Origin of the sequence: Ruminococcus sp. YE282 (assembly GCA_900101355.1) — a bacterium.
GTDB classification, from domain to species: domain Bacteria; phylum Bacillota; class Clostridia; order Oscillospirales; family Acutalibacteraceae; genus Ruminococcoides; species Ruminococcoides bromii_A.
Genome location: FMUV01000015.1, coordinates 36,822 through 54,347, shown reverse-complemented (window position 1 = coordinate 54,347; position 17,526 = coordinate 36,822). Strand labels below are relative to the sequence as shown.

Sequence of the window (17,526 nt, the reverse complement as noted above, 5' to 3'; positions counted from 1 at the left end):
ATCAATTTAAAAATATTTGAATAAATTATATCACCTGCATTAAACTCATTCAAGTTATTCAATTGATAGCATAGACAGGCAAACAAAGCGTAAATTGCTATTCAAAAGGTTTTTAAGGCAATTAAAATTAATAGATAATATAGGAAACGGTAGGTCTGAATGTTGCTTATCTAAAGAAATAATATTTGGCTCTATAATAAAAGTTGGGGTAAGAACAAAAAGAGCCTACAAAAATAAAAGTAAAAAAGTAGAGCATATTTGTAAAAAAACCTTTAAAATGAAAGTGGAAACAAACCATTTTAAGGAGAATCAAATATGCTCTATAAACATTTTACAGAAAAAATACTCGGATTGCAAGACATTTTAATTGAAAACATAAAAAACACTTGACAACTTATGTTATCAAGTGTTTAGATGGAGCGGATGACGGGGCTCGAACCCGCTACCTCCACCTTGGCAAGGTGGCGCTCTACCAGATGAGCTACATCCGCATATTTTTGGTGCCTCCGGACGGAATCGAACCATCGACACGGGGATTTTCAGTCCCCTGCTCTACCGACTGAGCTACAGAGGCAAAAATGGCGACCCGGAACGGGTTCGAACCGTCGACCTCTAGCGTGACAGGCTAGCGTTCTAACCAACTGAACTACCGGGCCATTGTGGTGGGAACAACAGGGCTCGAACCTGTGACCCTCTGCTTGTAAGGCAGATGCTCTCCCAGCTGAGCTATGCTCCCACATGCCTTTGTCGCTTCACTCGATTGTCGTATCTCTCAGCGACGTATATTATGATACTACAAACTTATGCAAATGTCAACACCTTTTTGAAAAATTTTTTAAATTTTTTTAAAAAATTTTTTAGGCTCGATTTTATCGCATTTTAGGTGAGTTTATTCCTTCTTGTTTTTGCTTTCGATAAGCTTTTCTATATCATCTGACGTAAATACATATTTCTTGTTGCAAAAATGGCAAACAGCCTCAACCTCGCCGTTCTCGTCTTCAAGTGAGCGAACTTCATCGTCAGCCAATGTGCAGAAATATCGTTCAAGCTTTTCCTTTGAGCAAGTGCAAACATAATTCACCGGAAACTCGTCAAGCACTTCAACTTCAAATCCGTCAAGCGCGGTTTTGCATATATCAAGAATGGACATTCCCTTTGCAAGCATTGTTGTAACAGGTTCAAGTTTCGCAACATTCTTTTCTATTTTATCAATTACTGCGTCATCCGCACCCGGCAAAAGCTGAATGAGCAATCCGCCGGCAAGCATAACCTCGCCGTCTTCTTTATTTATCAGCACGCCCAAAGCACAGGCTGAGGGAATCTGTTCGCTTGTTGCGTAATAATTTGTTACGTCCTCGGCTATTTCTCCGCTCACAAGCTCAACCTGACCCACATAGGGCTCACCGCTTCCGTAATCACGCATAACGGTCAACATTCCGTCTGTACCCACTGCCTTGGCTACATTTATCTTTCCGTTATCATAGTATTCCGTGGGACATTCGGGATTATCAACATATCCTCTGACATTTCCTTTGCTGTCCGCTACCGCAACAACAGCTCCGATCTCTCCGCCGCCCTTAACGGTCAAATTTACAAAAGCGTCCTTTTGTTTTAGCATTGCGCCCATAATTGAAGCTGCACAAAGCAAACGTCCGAGTGCGGCTGTGCCGCAGCGTGAAAGATTGTGCAGTTTTTTGGATGTAAAAACTATATCGGAAGCGTCAATTGCCGAAGCCATTACCGCTCCGTCGCTTGTAATACAACGAATTATTTTATCCATTACTAAAAAACTCCTTTCAAATCTTCTTTGCAGCGTAAATAAGCCTCTGAGAGGTGCTTTCAGGCGCTTCAAAAGATAAATCATCATAAACCGCCAAAACCTCAAATTCGGCGTTTTTCAGCAATTTATCAAGGCACTCCCGAGAATACGCCCGTTCTGTAAAGTTTTCCTGATAGCGATGATAGACTTCCCCGTCTTTTTCAAAAAAGTCAAGGTAAATCTTTACAACGTCGTTTTCTTCAAGCTCATTCTGCCAGGCGCAGAACACCTCGTCGTTTTCAAACACAAATGCATTGTCGGCAAGAATTTCTCTGTGTTTATACACCGTATTAACGTCAAAAATCAGTAATCCGCCGCTCTCCATAAATTCACCTATTCGGCAAAACACCTGTTGCAAAACATCAACATCGGTAATATGATTCAGACTGTCAAGCGTACAAACACAGGTATCAACGGTTTGCCCAAGGTCAAGATTTTGCATTTCCTGATTGACGTACAAAATGTCAAGTCCGTCTTCAAAATTCTTCTGCATAGCCTCGGTCAGCATATCTGCGCTTGAATCAACGCCAAAAACATCTACGCCGCATTTTTTTAGCTCACGTGTAAGGCTGCCTGTTCCGCACGCCAAGTCAAGCGTGCGCCCCATATCGTGACAAAAACGCCTTGAAAGCTCAAGTATATAGTCACAGCGTTTTTTATATTCGGCATCCTCCATAAGGCCTTCATAAAAGCGGGCAAAGGAATTGTATCCCGGCATCAGTTTTCACCCTTATCAAGCAATTTGTCAAGCACAAGCGTATAACCGTAGGTATCGTTATCAAACAAAGCCCTCTTAACTCGGCTGATTGTTGCCGTAGAAGCACCGGTTTCTTTCACTATCTCGGTATAAACCTTTTTTTCCATAAGCATTTTAGCCACAACAAGCCTTTGCGACATAGCCTTAATCTCTGCACTTGTACATAAATCTTCGAAGAATCTGTAACATTCCTCTTTATTTTCAAGTGAAAGTATTGCATCAAACAAAAAGTCTGCCGCTTCACTTTTTAATTTCGAATTCATTTTTCAGCCTCCTGACAAGACATAATTTTATACATTAAAATTTTAACATATAAAAGTGTTTTTAGCAAGCAAATAAAAAATATAAGCAAAACATAAAACCGTCTGAAAATTTTTGATTAATCATTACACAAATTATACCCCCACACTATTTTAGCTAAAAAACACAATTTATACATTGACTTTTATAATTATTGTGGTAAAATTAATATACGAATTAAGTGAATTATATGTTCATATTAAATAATGAAAGAGGTTTTTTTATGTTCAGAAATGTTGGAAGCAAAATTAAAACTTTATCAAAGGTTGTTTGTTGGCTTGGAATCATTGTTTCAATATTAATCGGAGTAATTTTCATCGCTTCTTCCGTAATTTCCGGAGAAAATATGATATTTGGCATTATTATGGGCGTTATATGTATTGTCGGCGGTTCGATTGCCTCGTGGATCGGAAGCTTTTTCACATACGGCTTTGGTGAAATCATCGACAAACTTACCGAAATTGCAAATAACACAAAGTAATAATTAATCACCTGATAAAATTATGGGCACAAGCTTTCTGCTTGTGCCCATTGTCTTTTTTATCGAAACAACACTAAAAACTGTAACCGATTGCAAGCGTTACAGATTATTGGAGTTTCAGTGTGAGAATATGATTCATAATCATTGAATGTTCCCCGACATATTAAAGGCAAGGGACATATATAACTTATTTTAACCATACAATATCGGTATCGGTTGCAATATTATCAATGCCGTACACAACAAGTACCTGTTCGGGGTTCTCAGCCTTTATAAGGTCAGAAACGCTGTTTTTATAATAGCGCATATCTACCATAATAATTTTGCTGTAATTCTCGGCAAGGAACGGAGCAAGGCAGTGGCTAAAACTGTCTTTTATCATAACAAGCGTTCCGCCCTTGGCGTTTGAATTTGTAATCTCGGTCAAAGCATGATTTCCGTCAAGGAATACAGGATATTTATCATCCTCATCAATGTGGTCATAGAAGAACATCGAATTGTATTCCTCGGTCTTATTTCCCTCTGTAATCTTAACGCTGATATTTTCGGGAGTATTGGCATTATTGTTCCAAACCTCAATTGTGTCGGGAAGCGTAAGCCAGAAGCAGCTTGTGGAATAAGTAGTACCGTAAAAGCCCGGATATTGCTCTATACTGAACTTTTCCTTTGAGGCAGGAGATATGCCAAGTTGTTTGCAAAGCTGCTCATAAGCCGTATATGAGCCGACAGTAGTCCAGTGGTGGTCTGTCTTGTAATAAAGCTGTGTGCCGTTTGCATAGGCATCCTTAAAAGGTTTTCTCAAATCGACAAATGAAATATTATTATCGAAAAGTGTTTTGGCAGTATCTTCAAAATACATATCGTCGTTGTACTTGTCGTGAACGGCAGGAAGCACATCATCGGCAATATAACCTGTTGACGGAGCCAACATCATCGTTACAGGCACGTCAATTGACTTTTTAAAATCTGCAACAGCCTTAACGTTTACAGAAAGCTTGTTATCCGTTGAAACGGGCTTGTTGATGAGGTAGCCATTACTGCAATTATAAACGCCGCCTGCGCCGTTATTACCGGTATCAAGAGCATAGTAGGCATTAAGACCTACCCACAGATTTCTGACGGGGAAATGGTCGGCAAAATAGCTCTCAAAATCATTGCCGAATTTTCCGCTCTCTACGTTTTCAAACGAAACCTCGGGAAACTTCTGGAGGTATCTTTTTTCTGATGAGCTGTAATCGGTTTTTGGTGAAAATATAAACCAAATCGCCATTCCGAATATGAATACTATAAAAACAAATGCGGGAACGTATTTTCCAAACGCACTTCTGTTATCGGAATTTTTGACGCCGTACTTTGGAACATACTTTCGGTACTTGCTTGTTTTTTCTGAACCGTTCATACTACACCTCCTTATTAAAATCTGAAATACAGGAACGGATTGTAGCTTTGGTCAACAAGGCTTGCCGTGCTGATCAGGAATATAACCACACAATACAGCGTTTCGGGTATCCATATAAATCTTGTGTTGCTGAAATGAGTGTAGAGCTTTGTGCCGATTGGGGTGCTTGCAATTGCAGCCACAATAAGCACAGGAAGATAACTGATAATCAGGTTAAGTGCCTGAGAACCGCAAATTCCGTTGCCGAAGTTAAACAAATCGACAAAGAATTGCCCAAGTTGTCCCATATCCGTAAAGTAAAAAATTCCCCAACCTATTATTATGATAAACATAGTATATACGTGTTGGATAAACGACGGCATTTTATCAAGGAACTTTTTGAGCACAAACTTTTCAAGAATAAGTAAAATACCGTAATACAGTCCCCATAAAATGAAGTTGTATGCTGCACCGTGCCATAGACCCGTAAGCCCCCAAACAACAAGCAGGTTTATGATTTGGCGTTTTACACCTTTTCTGTTGCCGCCGAGAGGAATATAAACGTATTCCTTGAACCAGGTAGAAAGCGAAATATGCCATCTGCGCCAAAAGTCTGTGATGGATTTTGAAATATACGGATAATTAAAGTTTTTGAGAAACTCGAATCCGAGCATATTGCCAAGGCCGCATGCCATATCGGAATATCCCGAAAAATCAAAATAAATTTGAAATGTGTATGCAATCATACCAACCCAAGTTCCCACCACACCGTTTTGGTCTGTGGTTGAAAAAATTGCAGTGGTCAATGTGCCCATCTGGTTGGCAATAAGCACTTTTTTGGCAAGACCCACGGCAAAGAGCATAACACCGCGAGTGAACATTTCAAGCGTTTCACGGCGATGTTTAAGCTGATAAGCAACATCTCTGTAACGAACGATAGGACCGGCAATAAGCTGAGGAAACAGCGCAACATATGTTCCAAAGTCAATAAAACTCTTTGAAACTGGAGCGTCGTCACGATAAACGTCAATAACGTAGCTCATTGTTTGGAATGTGTAAAAACTTATGCCGATAGGCAAGCTTATTTGAAGCTCGGGAATATCCAAAAACGGAAGCATATTAAGAGTTTCGGTAATCATACCGGTGTATTTAAACACCGCCAAAATACCGATGTCAAGTATACAGGTCAGCACCAAAAACAGTTTTTTCTTTTTTTGGTCCCGACGATATTTGTCTACGAGGTAACCACCGACATAGTTAAAAAATATGTTAAAAACCATAAGCAGGACGAGCCTTGGTTCGCCCCATCCATAGAAAATCAGGTTTACAATGAACAAAAATATGTTTCTTCCCTGCCGCGGAACAAGATAATAAGCAAGCAGTGTAAACGGAAGATATACAAATAAAAACACAAGACTTGAAAATACCAATTCTTTGTCCTCCAACTTCACCCAAATTAAATACGTTCCTATTTTATATTAATTATTCTTCTAAGTCAATATAATATTACAAAAAAAGGAACGGCACAAAAACCGTTCCCGTAATCGTTATTTATCAATTATCGTCATTTGATTCACAATAGTCATACTGACGTGTAAACTCCTTTGTCTCATTGTTTCGCACCACAGAGCTTTGATGTGATTCAAGCAAATTTGTTATAGCGTACAAATCAATCCATATTTCGCTGTTGCTCTCTTTTTGACTTTCGTCAAACACAAGCTCAAGTCCGAGATGCAGATGTGTTTCGTCAATGCCGTTGGTATTTTCCGTTGAACTGTATCCTGTCCTGCCCACATAGCCGATAACATCGCCCGCCTTGACTCTGTTGCCCTCTTTCAGTCCCTCGGCAAACGGTCTGTTTTGACGTAGATGGGCATAATACCAATATCTTTTTGTGTCATCCGAACGGATTCCGATACGCCATCCTCCATACTGATTCCAGCCCAAACATTCAACTGTTCCCGATTCAACGGCAACAACGGGAGTTCCGACAGCCGCCATTATATCATGACCGAGATGCCGCCGTTTATAGCCATAAGTTCGCTCTGCTCCGAAATCATCATAACTTGAACACGGAAAAGTCCTGGCAATCGGAGAAAACCAGCGAACTCCGTACTTTTCTTCCATAACCGCATTGCCGCTGTCATCGGGGCGTTCCTCGCTGAAGTTTCCAACCATTCCGTTAAGGGCGGCTCCGTATGCCTGGCTGTAATATTTAAAATATTTCATATCGTCAGTAAGACTTTCAATATTTTCTCCGCTTTTGATTTTATCGGCAAATTCAGTCATATCCGAGCGGCTGTATTTTGAGAAATCACCGCCGTACTTTGCCCCAAGATATGCAAGAAGCGTAATAAAATCAACTTTATTATCCGAATCTTGGCTTTCAATGTCAAGGTTGACAGCGTCTTTCAGGGCTTCGCTTGTAACGTTAAATTCAACATACTTTATGTAACCGGTTTTATCAATATCTTTGCCCGCAACCTGCATCATTACCACAATTGCAATTAAAAACACACCCACAAATGCACACATCATCCGCTTCATAACTATCACCGCTAATTTATATGCGGCGGCATATTTGATTATTACCATAATTACACGGCAGTTAATCGGCTGTTTTTACTGCTCTGAAATTTAAATTAGGGTAAGACACAGAACCCGCCAAAACAAACCATAGTTCATTAACCGCCTTGTTTAATCAATCATTCTTTTTCAGGGGTTCCCCAGCTATTGACATTTAGCCTACAATTTTGGTGAGGTGTTGCACAACAAAAACGCCGCCTCAAAATTGAAGCGGCGTAAAACGACTGTTATGTTTAATTATTTATTGAAGATTGACATAATGTCATAGAATGTATCGTCATCTTCCTCAGTTTTATCTTTAGTTGATGTTGGAACAGCATCCTTTTTGTCATCTGCAATTACAGAATCAATACTTGCGGTATCAGCTGTCTTCACATTCTTCTTTGGATTACCGTCAGCGTTAAAGCCTGTTGCAATAACAGTAACGCTCATCTCGTCGTCCATCTTCTCATCAATAACAGCACCCCAGATGATGTTAGCGTCTTCCGAAACCTTATCCTTAATCATAGTTGAAGCTGTGTCGATATCGTCAAGACTTACATCGGATGAAGCTGTAATATTGATAATAAGACCCTTTGCTCCGTCGATTGATGTTTCAAGCAACGGACTTGAAATTGCCATATCTGCGGCAACAGAAGCCTTGTCCTTACCTGAGGCACTTCCCATACCCATATGAGCATAGCCTGCGTCCTTCATTACCGACGTAACGTCTGCAAAGTCAAGGTTTACAAGACCTGGAAGTAAAATAAGGTCAGAAATACTCTGAACACCCTGTCTGAGCACATCATCTGCAATTGCAAAAGCATTCTGCAATGTGATGCTCTGGTCAGAAACATACTTGAGTCTTTCGTTAGGTACAATAATAAGTGAGTCAACACAAGCAGAAAGTTCTGCAATGCCCTGCTCAGCCTGTGTCATTCTTCTTTTGCCTTCAAAAGCAAACGGCTTTGTAACTACGCCGACTGTAAGGATACCCATATCCTTTGCAATCTTGGCAACAACCGGAGCTGCGCCTGTTCCTGTGCCGCCGCCCATACCGGCAGTAACGAATACCATATCTGTATCTTTAAGCACGCCTGAAATTTCGTCCTTGCTCTCTTCTGCTGCGCTTTGACCGATTGCAGGCATTGAACCTGCGCCCTTGCCCTTTGTAAGCTTTTCACCAATCTGAATCTTCTGTGAAGCCTTTGAAAGTCTTAAAACGTGCTCATCTGTATTTATTGCAATAAATTCTACGTTCTTAACTTCCATAGCAACCATGCGGTTTACGGCATTTCCGCCGCCTCCGCCGACACCAATTACTTTAATTTTAGGCATATACTCATTTTCCAATTCCATTTCAAAAGCCATTTTGTAACGTCCTCCTTATGTTATCCGGAACCAATTTCCTGAAAATCGCATAATATCATATAATACATTATTATAATTTATATACTAACATACTTTCTTGAAAATATCAATGCTTCGGGAATAATTTCTTGAATTTGTAACAAACCAAGCGCGTTTTTCAGCTATATGCCATGAACCGTTCCGAAAACTTTATTCATAAATTCAATTACTGTTTGCAACCGAGTTGTTGTCGGAATATGCTCCGTTACCGTTGTCGGCATATGCATTATTATCCGAATAACCGTTATTGTAGGAATTACTGTCATAACTGTTATAATTCCCTGCTCCGTCATAATTATTATCTGCCGAGCCGCCGTTCCAACTGTAATCACTGTTGCTTCCGTCGTTATTGTCTGATGCTACTGACGGAGCAGTGGAAGCTTCGTTTACCGAAGTTGCGTCAGTCGGCGCAGGCATGTAGTGCGACATTTTGTTTGTGCTGCACGTTGAAACATCAAGCGTTCCGGCAACTGTTCCGGTATTGTTCGGGTCAAGCTTTTCATTGATTATGGTCATTGCCGTCTTTATTTTATAATCAAGGTCATTTGGCAAGCCCAAAACAATTTTAATTCTTCCGTCATAACTCAAAGTAATATTGGTTGTATCGGTAACATCGAATGAGGTTATTTTATTTACATTCTCATTTTTCAGACTTGTAGCTACCTGGTCAAGAATTTCAGGCACGCTGTCATCTTCAAAGCTTACATAATCACCGATATTTTTGCTTTTTAAATCTCCGCTGATGAGTTCGGGAAGATTATCGGTGTTTTCTGTCAGCGAATCCAAGATTCTTCCTTTTGAGCTTATAAGCAAAAAGTTGTTGCCGTCTTTGACTACGTATGACGGAACAGCGTCAATTATTTTTATTGTAACCGTATCGGGAATTGAAAAACCGATTTCCGCCCGTTCAACGTACGGAAGATTTTCAGAAATTTTGTCGGGCGTTCCGTTTAGTGCCGCAATAAAAATATTCTGTTGAAGACTGACGTTGCTAAAGGCAATTATCTGGTCTTCATAGTAATATTCATCGCCCTCAATGTCAATTCGTTCTGTTCTGAACAAAACGGTAAGACTTAGAATTATGCCGATTATAATAACGGCAAAAATAATACAGACAGAAACAAGAATATGCCTTCTTTTAACCTGTTTATGCGTAAGGGGCTTCTTATTTCTGCGAATAACTTCGCTTTCCTGCTCACGAATTTCCTCTGCTCTGCGCTTTTGTTTCTGCCTTGCGCTGTATTCATCTATGTAATAACCGTCCTCAAAATCACGTGGTTTGAGATTTCTGATTCTCTCATCACTTTCACGCTTATATTTTTCTTCACGGCTTGTATTTTCATATTTTTTAGAATTACTCTTTGCTGTTTTGTTGTTTTTGCTCTTCTTTGATGTACTAATATTGTTTTTCTTTGCGGAGGATTTTGATGAATTTTTATCTTTTTTCAATTTTTCAGCTTTCTTCTGCTGTTTGTGATAATTCTGAGCCTGCTTTACCCTTTCTTTTCGGCTTTTTTCAGACTCAAGCCTTTCTTTTGCAGAGTTCAGCCTTTCTTCAATCATATAAATCCTCCTTTCCAAAATTCCCTACTTTATCATTATATCACATATGTTGATACTGTTAAACTTTTTTTATGTCTGCTCCAAGTGACGACAATACAATCTCAAAGTTCTCATATCCTCTTTCAAGATATTTAATGCCGCTGATTTCCGTATCGGATTCAGCACAAAGACCTGCAACAATCAATGCTGCTGCACCGCGCAAATCAGTAGCCTCTACCGAAGCGCCGTAAAGGCTTTGAACACCTTCTACCACCGCAATTTTGCCCTCGGTCTTAATCTTAGCTCCCATTCTTACAAGCTCGCTTGTGTGACGATAACGGTTTTCAAATATATTTTCAACAAAAACCGATGTGCCGTCTGCAACACAAGCCGCCGCAAGCAACGGAGCCTGAGCATCTGTCGGGACCCCGGGGTATGGCATTGTACGAACAATTTTCATCGTCTTCAAACGTTTGGGAGAAACAAACTCCATATCGCCATCTTTATATTTTACGGTGCACCCTGTCTCTTCAAAAACCGGAATAACAGACTCAAGCTGGCTGCCTATTACACCTCTCAGCATAATATGAGAACCCGTTGAGGCTGCACACGACATCAACGTTGCGGCAACGATTCTGTCGGGAATTATCGTGTGGCTCGTGCCGTTTAGCGAAGATACACCATCGATCATAACAACGCCCTCGCCCGCACCGTAAATTTTAGCACCGCATTTATTAAGGTAATCGGCAAGGTCAACTATTTCAGGTTCTCTTGCCGCATTTGTAATTGTTGTTGTGCCGCTCGCAAGGCAGGCGGCAATCATTATATCTTCTGTTGCTCCAACGCTTGGAAATGACAAAGAAATCTTTGTGCCTTTCAATCCGTACGGAGCGGAACAGTCCAAATAACCATGTTTTTCTTTTATTTCGGCACCAAGCTCACGAAGCGCCTTGAGATGCATATCAATCGGTCGCAAACCGATTTCACAACCGCCCGGAAAACTCAGCCGTGCACGACCGGTGCGCGCAAGCACAGCTCCGAGAAAAACAATTGAACTGCGGGTTTTACGCATAAGCTCATCGGGAATGTCAGATCTGCAAACATCATCGCTTTTAACCACAATCGTGTGGTCACTGCGCTCGACCTTACAGCCGAGATAACGCAAAATTCGTGATGAAGCGTCTATGTCCGAAAGATTCGGGCAGTTAAATATAACGCTTTCTCCCTTGGTGAGGATTGTTGCCGCAAGAATTGGCAGCGAACTGTTTTTGGCTCCCTGCACATATACTTCGCCGCTAAGCTTTTGTCGTCCTGTAACAAGCAGTTTAGACATCGTAACACCCTCTCAAAAAGAATACCTGTATATTCTATGAACAAAGGTGTTGTTTGTGACAGTCAGACAAGTCCTAAAACCTTTTTTATAACCGAATAAATTCTTTCATTGGCGTTTGTAATTGCCATCTTTCGAGAATTTTCGCCTATCTTATTCAACTTATCGGGGCTTTTAAGCATTTGGTCGACTTTTTTAGTCAAAGCCTCTCCCGAAAGCTCGCTTTCTTCAATAATTTCTGCCGCCCCCGCATTCACAAGAGCCATAGCGTTATGATACTGATGGTTCTCGGCAACATTAGGAGACGGAATTAATATTGCAGGCTTGCCCATAGCCTGAATTTCACTCAGTGTAATGGCCCCTGCTCTGCAAATCACCAAGTCGGCAGCCGCCATACACTCGGGCATATTATCAATATACGGTCTTATATCAAGGTTTTTGCACGCTGAAATATCTGTGCCTTTTTCCTTGACAAGCTGAGGAAACCACTCCCCATAGCCGCCGTATGCGTGAATATGCTGATACCTTTGGTCTTTGCCGCTGCGTGCAACCAAGTCTGCAACAGCTTCGTTTATTTTCCTTGCGCCGAGGCTGCCGCCAAACGAAAGTACAACGGGACGTTCGTCAAGACCAAGTTTTTTTAGTGACTCTTCTTTGTTTGCCGTGAGGATTTCACTGCGAACAGGATTTCCCGTTACAACAACGTTTGAATCCGGGAAATACTTTTTGGCTGCTTCAACCGCAAGCATAACCGTTTTTACCCTCTTGGCAAGCATTTTATTGGTAACACCCGGATATGCATTCTGCTCGTGAATTACGCACGGTATTCCCATTTTTGCCGCAGTTCTGACTACGGGTCCCGAAACATATCCGCCCGTTCCGATACAAATATCGGGCTTAAAATCACTTATAATCTTTTTTGAAGCGGCAGATGAAGAAAAAGTTCTGCCGACTGTTTTTATGTTTTCCGCTATGCTTTTCGGTGAAAAGCTGCGTTTAAAACCGCTTATTTTAATTGATTTTATATTATAACCTGCCTGAGTAACAAGCCTCTGCTCCATACCTCCCTGATTTCCGATAAACAAAAATTCAGTATCGGGACGTTTGGATTTGATATAACCTGCAATGGCAAGAGCAGGATTAATGTGTCCCGCCGTACCTCCGCCTGCAAGCAGTACTCTCATATCTATTCCTCCGAAATTATATGCAGTATTTTATTTGCGTTCAATATTTGCAGTTCTTGAAATTGAAAGTACAATTCCCATCTGTGCAAGAAGCATAATTAGCGAACTGCCGCCGTAACTGAAGAACGGAAGGCTGATACCGGTGTTCGGCAACCAGTCGGTAATAACGAGTATATTAAGCACAACCTGAATTCCAATCTGGGATGTCAGACCGATGCCGAGTAACTTTCCGAATTTATCCTTTGCACGCAAAGAAAGAGTTATGCCGCGCCATACAAGTAAAGCAAATATAAGCAAAATAATTGCGGCTCCGACAAGTCCGAGTTCCTCAACGACAATTGCAAATATAAAGTCGTTTTGAGGCTCAGGAAGGTAAAGATATTTTTGCCTTGACTGTCCAAGTCCAAGGCCCCACAATCCGCCCGAGCCGATTGCATAAAGTGAGTTTCTTGTCTGCCAAGTTGTCTGCCACATATCTTCGTCTGTATAAACAAGCGACTGTCCCCAGCCGTCCATACGTGTCATAGCATATGACAATCCGCCGGTTATCGCAAGTATTCCTACAATTGCGGCAACCGCAACAAAACCTATAATCAGATATTTCTTCTGTATTCCGCCGATAAACAGCATCAAAACGGTAAGTATTGCAATAATTACAATACCGGAATAGTGAGGCTCAAGGTAAAGCAAAATCGCAATGGTGCCAAAAATTACAAGGCCGGGAATTACGCTGTACCGTGCAAACTGCATCTTGTTGTAGTACTTACTCGCCCAATGGGCAAAGAAAAGTATTACCGCAAATTTTGCAATCTCCGACGGCTGAATATTAAACAAACCCATTGGTATCCAACGCTTTACATTTCCGTCTCCCGCAGGCAATATGAGAACCAGCAATAACGAAAAATAAGCAATACCCAAAACTATCGGTGCAATTTTATGAAGCTTGTTGTAGTTAAAGAACGACATAACAACCATTGCGGCAATTCCGATTGCAACAAATATCAACTGACGCACAAGATAATAATAGCTGTCTCCCTGAGTATAGTACGAATAAGCGTAACTTGCGGAAAACATCATAATAGTTCCTATTGTCAGCAGAACCAAAATTATAATACAAAACGGCAAGTCGATTCCCATACCGATTGAGAAGAGCTTTGTGTTTTTCATCTTGCGTTGATGGGAGGGACGAATAAAGAACTTTTCATCTTTTGCACTCTGTTCACGCTGATATTCTTCATCATAGATTTTGTTAACATCAGCCTTTAACAGCATCTTTTTAAATGGGGCCATACAGCCGTTCCCTCCTTTATAAAGATATTTTTCTTAATATATGTATTCATTCACACTCCAAGAAGTACGATAACAAATGAAATTATACCAAAGATTGCGGTTACAACGCTAAACACGGTTACAATTTTTACTTCACTCCAACCGCACATTTCAAAGTGATGATGAATAGGGCTCATCTTAAAAAGACGTTTGCCGTGAGTAATCTTAAAATATGATACCTGCAAAACTACTGACAGCATTTCTGCAAGATATACAATTCCGAGAGGTAAAAGCAAAATCGGCATATCAACCGCAAATGCAAGAGCACACACAAGTCCGCCTAAGAAAAGTGAACCCGTGTCACCCATAAACACCTTTGCAGGATGGAAATTCCAAATCAAAAATCCAAGGCAACCGCCGACTGCTGCGGCACTCATTGCGCTTATTCCAAGATAATTTAATGTTACCGCAATAGCCATAAACGCTACGCATACAAAAAATGTTACTGAACCCACAAGACCGTCTACACCGTCTGTAAGATTTACTGCATTTACTATACCAACAATTATTATTGCTGAGAAAATATAATAGAAGAAGCCAAAATCTACCTCTCCTACAAAAGGAATGGTGGTTGTTGTGCCGTAACCCGCAAGGGAAAGAACCAAAAGATAAACAGCCGCTGCGGCAAATTGGAACACAAGTTTTTGCGGAGCTGTTAAACCAAGGTTGCGCTTCTTTACAATTTTTGTATAGTCATCTACAAAACCAATAAGTCCGTTTGCAACCGCAAGACCTAAGCCGGCAAAAATAAACACAGCCTCGCGCGGAATATCCGCAAAATAAACCTCAATAAAGTTAGAACCTGTAAAAATATAAATCATCGTGCTAATTATAGTTACAATCACAATTGCGGCAATAAACATAAGTCCGCCCATGGTCGGAGTTCCCTGCTTTTTCTTATGCCATTTCGGACCAATCTCAAGAATCGTCTGACCAAAGTGCAACTTGTGAAGATACGGAATCAAACGTCTGCCCAAAAAGGCGGAAATCAGGAAAGCCACAAAAGCCGAACAAAATGTCCATATTCCATAAACCATGTTTGCCATATAAATTTCGTTCCTTTCAGAAATAATCCTTTGTGTTTAGGGTTTAAATATAAATTAATCTCTCACGTTACTGTCTGACGAAGCAAACGACACCGTAACTACCGTTCCCGGACTTACTGACGTTCCTGCGGCAACGTCTTGGGCGGAACTTACTCCGTCTGAGCTTGCCGCACCCGAGAAGCTGACATTAAGCCCACAGGCACTTGCTACATTGTTTACCTCGCTTGCAGAATATCCTACCAAATTAGGAACCGTTACAGTTTCTTTCTGACTGTTACTGTCAGTATAAAGAACGATATTGCCTCCTGTTGACACCTTGGATGAAACCGTCGGAATCTGAGAAATTACAGTATCGCCGTCACCCTTAACGGTGCAGGTAAATCCATCCTGATCAACGGCTGCCTTTGCGTCGCTGACAGAAATTCCCGTATAATCACCTGCTGCAACGTCTACAAATTCAAGTTCATCATCGGTATATGAGGTTTTAACCTGAAGGTAAGGAAGAACCTCAGACATGATATTGATAAATACAGGTGAAGAAACCTGAGAACCGTAATACGAACCGCCCGAAGGAGTATCAAAAAATACAAGCATTGCAATCTGCGGGTCGTCTGCGGGAGCATAACCGCAGAAAGAAGCAATATAGTCCTCGCCGAATGAGCTTTCGGTTTTTGAACCGATTTTCTCGGAAGTACCTGTCTTACCTGCTACCTTATAACCTGCAACATAGCCCGAAGAAGCTCCGGCAGTCTGTGTGTTGTATCCAAGCATTTCGTTAAGCTTGGCTGAAGTTGAATTTGATATAATCTGACGTTTTACTTTCTTTTCAACGCTCTTTATTACATTTCCGTCAACGTTAGTAATTTTAGACACTACATACGGCTGAAGAACATATCCGCCGTTTGCAACAGCCGCACAGGCTGTTATCATCTGAATCGGTGTAATTGAGAAGTTCTGACCAAAGGAGGCAACCGCCAAATCGACATCGCTCATTTCTCCCTCTGCCCAGAATGTGTCGTCGGCTTCACCGGGCAAATCGATTCCGGTTTTTTCGGAAAAGCCAAAGCCCTGATAATATTCACGGAATTTATTCATTCCGACAAGCTGACCTATCTGCACAAACGCAGGGTTGCAGGAATTACACAATGCCTGCAAAAAGTTCTGCGTTCCGTGACCCGCCGTATTTGCACAGTGCATAGTTTTGTCGCTTACGGTAATTGAACCGGTACAGGTAAATGTGCTGTTGTCGTTGACCTTGTTTTCTTCAATCGCCATTGAGGCTGTACACATCTTGAAAACAGAACCCGGCATATAAGTGTCACTTACAGCTTTGTTTCTCCACATTGCCGAAAGTGCTTCACTTTGCGCCTTGTTTTTCTTGGTATCATCTGTGATTTCATCAATTTTGCTCTGCTCGTCAGCCGGCAATTCATAAGGCTTATTAAGGTCATATCCGTCTGTCGTAACCATTGCAAGAATTGCACCGGTGTTTACGTCCATTGCAATACATACGCCTTTATTGAGTACGTTGTTGTCAACTACACCCTGTTGCATATATTTTTCACAAATGGACTGGATATTTTCATCTATCGTAAGATAAATGTTGTTGCCGTCTTCAGCCTCTATATTTTGCTCATACTGAAACGGCATATTTGTTCCGCGGGCGTTTTTTGCGGTAACAATTCTTCCCGGCGTACCTGAAAGATAGCTGTCATATTCATACTCAACTCCCTCAAGTCCCTGTTCGTCGCTTCCGGCAAATCCGATTACCGAAGCGGCAAGGCTTTCATGCGGATAGTAACGCTTATAGTCATCAAGAAGCTGAATTACATTTCCGCATTCGTATTTTTCATCAAGTGTATCAATAAGCTCAAGAATCTTATCTCTGGTTTCAACCTCTATCTTGCGCTTAACCACAACATAATAACTCTCTTGCTGGGTTTTCTTGTAAACATTGTCATAATCAAGTTCAAGGATTTCAGACAAACCCTTTGCAACAGCTTCACGCTGTTCATCGGTTTTAAGGTAAATAGGTGCAATAACTACCTGCCAAACAGACGCACTTTCGGCAAGCACCTTTCCGTTTGCATCATAAATAGTACCTCTTTTTGCCGGCAGGGTTGTATCCTTTAGCTGCTGTTCAACCGCAGCTTCCTGAAGCGTGCTGCCCTGAACAAGCGTTAAAAACGAAAGTCTTGTCAAGGCTGCGCCAAATCCAAAAACCAGTATTGCAATTATTAATATCGCCGTGCGCTGTCTCAGTCTTTGATTTGGACCTTTCGGCACGTGCTTTCTTGTTGTTTTTATAGGATTGCTGTTATCTTCCACAAAATAGCTCCTTTAGCGGATATTCGGTATACTGCTTTATAGTATTGCATAAAACAA

Annotated in this window: 14 protein-coding genes and 4 tRNA genes; 1 reads left to right on the top strand and 17 read right to left on the bottom strand. The window is 41.1% G+C overall.

Annotation, left to right across the window (positions count from 1 at the left end; all coding sequences use genetic code 11):
- Positions 1–415: 415 nt before the first annotated feature.
- The 7 genes from BLP46_RS06705 to BLP46_RS06675 form a co-directional block, all read right to left on the bottom strand.
- Positions 416–491 (bottom strand) — tRNA-Gly (locus tag BLP46_RS06705).
- Positions 492–498: 7 nt separating this feature from the next.
- A tRNA-Phe gene (locus BLP46_RS06700) sits at positions 499–574 on the bottom strand.
- A 5-nt stretch (positions 575–579) separates the two neighbouring features.
- Positions 580–656 (bottom strand) — tRNA-Asp (locus tag BLP46_RS06695).
- Positions 657–660: 4 nt separating this feature from the next.
- Positions 661–736, bottom strand: a tRNA-Val gene (locus tag BLP46_RS06690).
- 153 nt (positions 737–889) lie between these two features.
- On the bottom strand, positions 890–1,780 hold the full coding sequence (hslO, locus tag BLP46_RS06685; RefSeq protein ID WP_092977490.1) for an Hsp33 family molecular chaperone HslO: 891 nt from the start codon (positions 1,778–1,780) through the stop codon (positions 890–892).
- Positions 1,781–1,796: 16 nt separating this feature from the next.
- Positions 1,797–2,537, bottom strand: coding sequence for a class I SAM-dependent DNA methyltransferase (locus BLP46_RS06680; RefSeq protein ID WP_092977488.1), 741 nt, complete (start codon positions 2,535–2,537; stop codon positions 1,797–1,799).
- A complete protein-coding gene (locus BLP46_RS06675) occupies positions 2,537–2,839 on the bottom strand; it encodes a YerC/YecD family TrpR-related protein (protein ID WP_092977486.1) in 303 nt (100 codons plus the stop codon). Before BLP46_RS06675 ends, BLP46_RS06680 begins: the two co-directional genes overlap by 1 nt.
- Positions 2,840–3,099: 260 nt before the next feature.
- On the opposite strand from BLP46_RS06675, the gene BLP46_RS06670 reads away from it, so the two are divergent.
- Positions 3,100–3,357 carry a hypothetical protein gene (locus tag BLP46_RS06670; protein ID WP_092977484.1) on the top strand — a complete coding sequence of 86 codons (258 nt, stop codon included), beginning with the start codon at positions 3,100–3,102 and terminating at the stop codon, positions 3,355–3,357.
- A 187-nt stretch (positions 3,358–3,544) separates the two neighbouring features.
- Here BLP46_RS06670 and BLP46_RS06665 read toward each other — a convergent pair whose 3' ends face one another.
- The 10 genes from BLP46_RS06665 to BLP46_RS06620 all read right to left on the bottom strand — a co-directional run bounded on the left by BLP46_RS06665 (position 3,545) and on the right by BLP46_RS06620 (position 17,469).
- Positions 3,545–4,756, bottom strand: a complete 1,212-nt coding sequence (locus BLP46_RS06665) for a DHHW family protein (RefSeq protein WP_092977482.1) — start codon at positions 4,754–4,756, stop codon at positions 3,545–3,547.
- A 14-nt stretch (positions 4,757–4,770) separates the two neighbouring features.
- Positions 4,771–6,165, bottom strand: coding sequence for an MBOAT family O-acyltransferase (locus tag BLP46_RS06660; protein WP_092977480.1), 1,395 nt, complete (start codon positions 6,163–6,165; stop codon positions 4,771–4,773).
- A 124-nt stretch (positions 6,166–6,289) separates the two neighbouring features.
- Positions 6,290–7,282: a M23 family metallopeptidase gene (locus tag BLP46_RS06655; protein WP_092977478.1), complete on the bottom strand. Its 993-nt coding sequence runs from the start codon at positions 7,280–7,282 to the stop codon at positions 6,290–6,292.
- A 276-nt stretch (positions 7,283–7,558) separates the two neighbouring features.
- Positions 7,559–8,671 (bottom strand): cell division protein FtsZ, encoded by a 1,113-nt coding sequence (gene ftsZ / locus BLP46_RS06650; protein WP_092977476.1) that lies wholly within the window; start codon positions 8,669–8,671, stop codon positions 7,559–7,561.
- A gap of 201 nt (positions 8,672–8,872) precedes the next feature.
- Positions 8,873–10,273, bottom strand: a complete 1,401-nt coding sequence (locus BLP46_RS06645; RefSeq protein ID WP_092977474.1) for a cell division protein FtsQ/DivIB — start codon at positions 10,271–10,273, stop codon at positions 8,873–8,875.
- A gap of 58 nt (positions 10,274–10,331) precedes the next feature.
- Entirely contained in the window at positions 10,332–11,585 is a 1,254-nt protein-coding gene (gene murA / locus BLP46_RS06640; RefSeq protein WP_092977472.1) for a UDP-N-acetylglucosamine 1-carboxyvinyltransferase, read from the bottom strand.
- 62 nt (positions 11,586–11,647) lie between these two features.
- A complete protein-coding gene (gene murG / locus BLP46_RS06635; protein WP_092977470.1) occupies positions 11,648–12,766 on the bottom strand; it encodes an undecaprenyldiphospho-muramoylpentapeptide beta-N-acetylglucosaminyltransferase in 1,119 nt (372 codons plus the stop codon).
- A gap of 30 nt (positions 12,767–12,796) precedes the next feature.
- A complete protein-coding gene (locus tag BLP46_RS06630) occupies positions 12,797–14,056 on the bottom strand; it encodes an FtsW/RodA/SpoVE family cell cycle protein (protein WP_318259511.1) in 1,260 nt (419 codons plus the stop codon).
- Positions 14,057–14,106: 50 nt separating this feature from the next.
- Positions 14,107–15,141: a phospho-N-acetylmuramoyl-pentapeptide-transferase gene (gene mraY / locus BLP46_RS06625; protein WP_318259509.1), complete on the bottom strand. Its 1,035-nt coding sequence runs from the start codon at positions 15,139–15,141 to the stop codon at positions 14,107–14,109.
- Positions 15,142–15,195: 54 nt separating this feature from the next.
- On the bottom strand, positions 15,196–17,469 hold the full coding sequence (locus BLP46_RS06620) for a penicillin-binding transpeptidase domain-containing protein (protein ID WP_318259507.1): 2,274 nt from the start codon (positions 17,467–17,469) through the stop codon (positions 15,196–15,198).
- Positions 17,470–17,526: the final 57 nt, after the last annotated feature.